The organism is Methanocrinis sp., assembly GCF_049974945.1.
GTDB lineage: Archaea > Halobacteriota > Methanosarcinia > Methanotrichales > Methanotrichaceae > Methanocrinis.
The window spans coordinates 1-4,137 of the sequence record NZ_JBNGCU010000124.1; the positions used below are offsets into that span (position 1 = coordinate 1).

5 protein-coding genes are annotated in these 4,137 nt (G+C 60.6%); 4 read left to right on the forward strand and 1 reads right to left on the reverse strand.

Annotated features, from left to right (window positions below):
• The coding region (locus ACP5EL_RS09405) for a DUF116 domain-containing protein (protein WP_428402255.1) at positions 1–534 on the reverse strand (534 nt) is incomplete at its 3' end.
• A gap of 201 nt (positions 535–735) precedes the next feature.
• On the opposite strand from ACP5EL_RS09405, the gene ACP5EL_RS09410 reads away from it, so the two are divergent.
• The 4 genes from ACP5EL_RS09410 to ACP5EL_RS09425 all read left to right on the forward strand — a co-directional run.
• Entirely contained in the window at positions 736–1,191 is a 456-nt protein-coding gene (locus tag ACP5EL_RS09410) for a 30S ribosomal protein S15 (RefSeq protein ID WP_428402256.1), read from the forward strand.
• Positions 1,188–2,480 (forward strand): DHHA1 domain-containing protein, encoded by a 1,293-nt coding sequence (locus ACP5EL_RS09415; protein WP_428402257.1) that lies wholly within the window; start codon positions 1,188–1,190, stop codon positions 2,478–2,480. Before ACP5EL_RS09410 ends, ACP5EL_RS09415 begins: the two co-directional genes overlap by 4 nt.
• A complete protein-coding gene (locus tag ACP5EL_RS09420) occupies positions 2,477–2,698 on the forward strand; it encodes a KEOPS complex subunit Pcc1 (protein ID WP_428402258.1) in 222 nt (73 codons plus the stop codon). Before ACP5EL_RS09415 ends, ACP5EL_RS09420 begins: the two co-directional genes overlap by 4 nt.
• A partial coding sequence (locus tag ACP5EL_RS09425; protein ID WP_428402259.1) for a serine--tRNA ligase occupies positions 2,695–4,137 on the forward strand: 1,443 nt, incomplete at its 3' end. The genes ACP5EL_RS09420 and ACP5EL_RS09425, both read left to right, overlap by 4 nt.

Below are 4,137 nucleotides of genomic sequence, written 5' to 3' on the forward strand. Positions count from 1 at the left end.
CCCCTCCTTGATCTCCATATCGCAGCCGACGCCGACGATGGCCCGAGGATGGTACTTCTTGATCATCCTTTTTATGACGCTGGATCCCGGGGCCACGAAGAACCGATAGCCGAGACTCTCGGCAAAGATTTTGGCCGGACCTATCTCGCACCTGCCGCAGTTGACGCAGCGGAGGCCCTCCGGGGTGAGCTTTGCGGGGCAGTCGACGTTTCTTAAGCACTGGGGGAGAAAGATCGCCCTCTCGTCTTTGGGGACTGCCTCGAACTTCTCGGCGTTGATGTAGTTACGAAGCCTTATCCCCACCTCGTCGACGATCGAATCGTCGGCCCGGAGGGCTCTGAAGATGCTCTTGATCAGGCTCTCCAGGAGAGAGACGGAGATCAGCATGATCCTGGCCATGAAGAAGTGGCCTGTCTTGAAGGAGTAGGTGATGAGGGCGGCTCCGATGATCGCGGATATGAGAACGCCTAGGGCGAGGACGAAGACCGCCTTTCCCAGGAGGTAGAAGAAAGGGTCCATGAACGGGGGGAGCATGATCCGAGATGGTGACGATGTATATAAAAAGGCGGCCTCCCGTCGGCAACCCGTATCTTCGCCATCCTGCTCGAGGATCGGCTTTGGCAAAGGTTTGGGGAAAAGGGATTTTATCCCAAGGCCGCAAACTTTTTATCGCATGGTGCGCTGGGATGCTTACCTTCGCCTTTATCTGACTTTGGATTATAATGAGGATTTGATATGGCCAGAATGCATACCAGAAGAAAGGGGTCCTCGAGATCGAGGCCGCCTTTTCGATCAACGCCACCCGAGTGGTGCGACATGAGCAAAGAGGAGCTGGAGAAGCACGTTCTCAGGCTATACGGAAACGGCGTCACCCCCACCATGATAGGGCTCACCCTTCGAGACCAGTACGGGGTCCCCAGCGTCAAGCCGATCCTGGGAACGAAGCTGACCGGCTTTCTGAGGGAGAACGCCGAGGTGCCGGAGATCCCCGAGGATCTCGCAAACCTTATGCGAAAGGCGATCGGGATGCGAAAGCACCTGGCGAGCAACAAGAAGGACGTCCACAACAAGAGGTGGCTCCAGCTCACCGAGAACAAGATCCGACGTCTCGCAAAGTACTACCGCGGTACTGGACGGCTGCCAGAGACCTGGCAGTACAAGCCAGAGACCGCTGAGATGCTCATCACATGAAACGGCTGGAGAAGCTGGCAAAGCCCGCTGCCAGCTCCCTCTTGCAGTGTGAGAGCGCGAGGGTCATATCCCACAACGACGCCGACGGGATAACCTCTGCGGGCCTGATCTGCAGCGCCCTGCAGAGGGCCGACATCCCCTTTCAGGCCACCCTCGTCAGCAGGCTCGACCAGGCGCTCATCGACTCCATCGAGCCGCCGGTGATCTTCTGCGACATGGGGAGTGGGAAGCCCCACCTGGTATCGCAGATCGAGGGCGATGTATTCGTCTTCGACCACCACACCCCGGTGGGAAATCTAAATTGCGTCCACGTGAACCCTCACCTCGCGGGAGTCGACGGCGCCTTCGAGTTCTCAGCCTCGGGAACGGTCTATTCCGTGATCCGCGAGATGGGCGATAATCTGGACCTGGCGGGGCTCGCCCTGGTGGGGGCTCTGGGCGACCGGCAGATGATGATCGGGGCTAATCGGACCATCCTCGAGGAGGCCGCGAACGCCGGGGTGGTGGAGATCAGGCCCGGGCTGAAGATGGACGACGGGCCCATCGACTCAGTCCTCGCGGGAGCCCTCGACCCCCTCCTGGACTTCTCCGGCGACCCCGAGAAGACGAGGGCTTTCGTCGAGGAGCTGGGGATCACAGGGGAGCTTCCAAAATTGGGGCAGAAGGACCTATCACGCCTCTCGACGGCTCTCGTCCTGAAGATTTTGATCCAGGGGAGCTCTGCTGCCGACTCGATCGTCGGGGAGACGATCAGGCTCAAAAAAGAGGTCGTCGAGAACGCCTTCGAGCTGATGTGGATCCTCAACTCCTGCGGCAAGATGGAGGAGACGGGGCTCGCCCTCACCCTCTGCATGCGGGATGCAACCTTCCTTCCGGAGTGCAGAAAGATCAACCAGGAGTACAAGGCCCAGACCCTCTCTGAGATCCGGCTAGTCCAGGATAATCTCAGGGAGACCGATAAGATCAGGTACGCCATCCTCGACGATATGGAGGCCGCAGGGGTGGTCTCGGGCCTCTGCGTCCGCTACCTCTACGCCGACAAGCCGATGATCGTCATGAACCGGACAGAGGAGATGATCAAGATATCCGCCCGTGGGAACAGGCTTCTCGTCTTCTGCGGCCTCGACCTCTCGGTCGCCCTCAGAGAGGGGGCAGAGAAGGTCGGCGGAAACGGAGGCGGCCACAGCGTCGCCAGTGGCGCCTCGATTCCCATCGGAACCGAAGAGGAGTTCATCGAGCACGTCGACCGGTTGGTGGAAAGACAACTTTCTGAGGGCCGGAAAGGATGATGCGGGCAAAGCTGAGCTTCGAGGGCGATACGGCCGAAGCGGTCGCCCGGTCCCTGGACCCCGACAACCTGCCAGGGATGAAGGCCGAGGTGGGGGAAGGAAAGTTTGAGGTAGAGTTCTTCGCCGAGAGGTTGGGGACGCTTCTTGCGACCGCCGACGACCTGATCATGAACGCGAAGATCGCTGAAGATCTTTTGAAGAGAGAGGTGGGGATTTGAAGTTTCATTTGGAGGCGAGCTTCAGGCTCAGCGCCGATGCGAGCGGAGCCAAAGAGGAGCTCGAGCAGTTCTTCTCAGATGCGGCCGAGATTCTGAAGAAGGGGGCCGCCGCCGGTAAGGGGGCAGAGGTTTTGGGGTGGGAGCTCGGCGAGGCCGAGATATCCGTGGTCATAGAGAGCGATCGGTTCGTGAGGGCCCACGACGCCGTCCTACGGCTCAGGCGGCCTCTGGCCGAGCTTCTCGGCAAGAAGTACAGGGTGGGGGTCAGGGGGATCGAGATCTCGAAGTACAAGATCGAGGTCGACTCCAATCGGGTCATCGATCACAAGATTCCCCATGTCCGGGAGATGACCTTTGAGGGTGGGGTCCTGACCCTCTCCCTGGACGTCGACGAGTCGGACATAAAAAACCAGGTTCCCGACAGGATCGTGAGCCTCCTGGACGAGAAGCTGGCGGCCGAGGAGTACGGCGGGAAGGCCGAGCACTGGGAGGTGCTCTGGGAGAGCCCCGAAAGGGCACCGAAGTTCGAGCGCGACCCCACCGAGGAGATGGTCAATCGGGGCTGGATCAAGCATGGTGCCAGCCGGGGCCAGTGGATCTACGGCCCCGAGGGGACCCACCTCTTCCGGGCCCTGGAGAAGATCGTCCTGGAGGAGATCATCGAGCCCTTGGGCTACCGGGAGATGATCTTTCCGAAGCTGGTCACCTGGGACGTATGGAAGAAGAGCGGCCACGCCATGGGTGTCTACCCGGAGATCTACTACGTCTGCCCCCCCAAGACCCGGGACCCCGAGTTCTGGGAAGAGGTGATGGACCACTACAAGGTGACGCGCGAGGTTCCTGTGGAGCTGGTCAAGGAGAAGATCGACAACCCCATCGGCGGGATGTGCTACGCCCAGTGTCCACCATCCTGGGTATTCTTCCAGGGCAGGACCCTCCCCAACCAGGATCTGCCGATAAGGATCTTCGACCGGTCCGGGACCAGCCATCGCTACGAGAGCGGCGGGATCCACGGGATCGAGAGGGTGGACGAGTTCCACCGGATCGAGATCGTCTGGATGGGGACCCAGGATCAGGTGAAGGAGGAGGCAGAAAGGCTGAAGGACTGCTACAAGAGGATCTTCGAGGAGATCCTGGAGCTTCGGTGGCGGATGGCCTGGGTGACCCCCTGGTTCATGGCCCAGGAGGGAAAGACCGGCCTCGCGGAGATGTCCGGCGCCGGGACCGTCGACTACGAAGCGATACTACCCTACAACGGCGACTGGATCGAGTTTCAGAACCTCTCCATCAACGGCGACAAGTACCCCCGGGGCTTCAACGTCAAGGCCCAGTCAGGTGACCCCCTATGGAGCGGCTGCTCCGGCGTAGGCCTTGAGCGGTGGACCAGCGCCTTCCTCGGCCAGAAGGGGCTCGACCCCGAGAACTGGCCCGAGGCCTTC

Coding starts and splice junctions, on each gene's coding strand:
- ACP5EL_RS09410 (WP_428402256.1), top strand. CDS start 736: ATGGCCAGAATGCATACCAGAAGAAAGGGGTCCTCGAGATCGAGGCCG.
- ACP5EL_RS09415 (WP_428402257.1), top strand. CDS start 1,188: ATGAAACGGCTGGAGAAGCTGGCAAAGCCCGCTGCCAGCTCCCTCTTG.
- ACP5EL_RS09420 (WP_428402258.1), top strand. CDS start 2,477: ATGATGCGGGCAAAGCTGAGCTTCGAGGGCGATACGGCCGAAGCGGTC.